The sequence below is a fragment of the uncultured Microbulbifer sp. genome, from assembly GCF_947489355.1.
Lineage (GTDB): Bacteria > Pseudomonadota > Gammaproteobacteria > Pseudomonadales > Cellvibrionaceae > Microbulbifer.
The window spans coordinates 1-2,052 of record NZ_CANLDD010000135.1 but is presented as its reverse complement, the minus strand read 5'-3'; the positions used below and the strand labels follow the sequence as shown (position 1 = coordinate 2,052).

Here is a 2,052-nt window from a genome sequence, read left to right as displayed (position 1 = left end):
CTTTCTGACCTCGCCCAGCAGATTGCCCAACTGCATGGTCAGCAGGCCTATATCGTCAAGGCTTCCCGAGCCGGAGTCGTCAGTAATCTGCAGGCGGCTGAGGGCCAGCAGGCACAAGCCGATATCCCGGTTTTATCTTTGGTGCCGGAGAATCACGTACTCACGGCACAGTTGCTGGTGCCGGTGCGCTCTGCGGGTTTTCTCAGTGCAGGCCAGCCCTTGAAAATTCGCTACGATGCCTTTCCCTACCAAAAATTTGGCCTTTACCCCGGTGCCGTGTTGGAGGTATCCGATACCGTACTGCTGCCCGATGAGCTGCTCCGTGTTCCTGTCACAGTGCGCGAGCCGGTGTTCAGGGTCACGGCAAAACTAGCACAACCGACGGTTAATGCCTATGGCCGGCACTTTTCCCTCAAGCCGGGCATGACCCTGTCTGCCGATGTGCAACTGGCGGAACGGAGCTTGCTGCAATGGCTGCTGGAGCCCATTTACAGCCTGCGGGGGCGCCTGTGATGGAGGCGACCACGCGACAACCAGCCGGTCAAGGTCGGCCGGAAAAGCTTCTGCATTTTTCCTCAGGCCGCCAACTGCCGGTAATTTTGCAGACTGAGGCTGCGGAATGCGGGCTGGTGTGCCTGGCGATGATTGCCGGGTTTCACGGCTATGATACCGACCTCGCCGGCCTGCGCCGCCGCTTCCATATCTCCAGTCACGGCACCAACCTCAAGACCCTGATGGATATGGCCGGGCGCCTGCACTTGGCTGGCCGCGCCCTGCGCCTTGAGATGGAACACTTGGAAGAGCTACAGCGCCCCTGTGTGCTGCACTGGGATATGAGTCACTTTGTCGTGCTCAAATCCGTACAGCGTAACAAGGTCACCATCCATGACCCCGCAGTGGGGGAACGGGTGCTGACCTGGGAGGAGTTCGGCCAGCACTTTACCGGCGTTGCCCTGGAGCTTACGCCAACGGATGAATTCCAATCGGGGGAAAACCGCCAGCGCCTGAAACTCAGCCATTTCTGGTCGCGTATCAGCGGGTTAAAGCGCAGCTTGATACAGGTGCTGCTGCTGTCTCTGCTGCTTCAGCTGTTTGCCGTGGTTACGCCATTTTATATGCAAACGGTGGTGGATGACGTCATCCTGCGCGGCGACGCCAACCTGCTGCTGGTGCTGGCGATCGGCTTTGGGCTGTTACTGGTGATACAAACCGGCACCAACGCCTTGCGAGAATGGGTGATCCTGCATATCTCCAGCCGGCTCAATATGCAGATGGCTGCCAACCTGTTCCGCCATCTGATCCGCCTGCCGATGAGCTATTTCTCCACCCGGCATATGGGCGACGTGGTTTCCCGCTTCGGTTCTCTGAACAAGGTGCGCGAGCTGCTCACCACCGGGCTGGTGGCTGCGGTCGTGGACGGTATTATGGCGCTGATCACACTGGCCGCCATGTTTTTTTACGATCTATGGCTAACCTTAATTGTGTTGCTGGTGGTCGTCCTGTACGCCGTCCTGCGTCTGTTACTTTATCGCCCATTACGGCTACTTACTGAAGAACAAATTGTTGCCCAGGCAAAGCACGACTCGCACTTTATGGAGTCGGTGCGGGCTATCCAGACCGTCAAACTATTCCAGCGCGAGAACGACCGCCAGGGGCAGTGGCACAACCGCCTCGCCGATGCTATCAACAAGGATATCCGCATTGCCCGCTGGAATATCGGCTACAACACCATCAATCGCCTGTTGTTTGGTTTGGAAAACCTGTTGGTGATCTACTTCGCTGCAACCGCAGTGATGGGAAATATTCTCACCGTCGGTATGCTTTACGCCTTTATGAGCTACAAAACCCGTTTTGTGGGTTCTATGGATGCGCTGATCGCCAAGTGGATCGAGTTAAAAATGCTGGGTCTGCATCTGGACCGCCTGTCCGATATCGTATTTACCCAAGTCGAGGATATAGATCGACCCGACAGCCTGCCAATGAGCGTCGATCAAACGCATGCGCTGCAGGGCAAAATCGAAGTGCGCAAGCTGGGTTTTCAATTTGGTGAGG

The 2,052-nt window shown here is 56.7% G+C and carries 2 protein-coding genes; both read left to right on the top strand.

From position 1 onward, the window contains the following. Nucleotides 1-513: HlyD family efflux transporter periplasmic adaptor subunit (locus tag Q1A48_RS21075; RefSeq protein ID WP_299948798.1), on the top strand; the 513-nt coding region annotated here is incomplete at its 5' end. After that, nucleotides 513-2,052, top strand: a 1,540-nt coding sequence (locus Q1A48_RS21070; protein WP_299948796.1) for an ABC transporter transmembrane domain-containing protein, incomplete at its 3' end; no start/stop codon positions are given. The genes Q1A48_RS21075 and Q1A48_RS21070, both read left to right, overlap by 1 nt.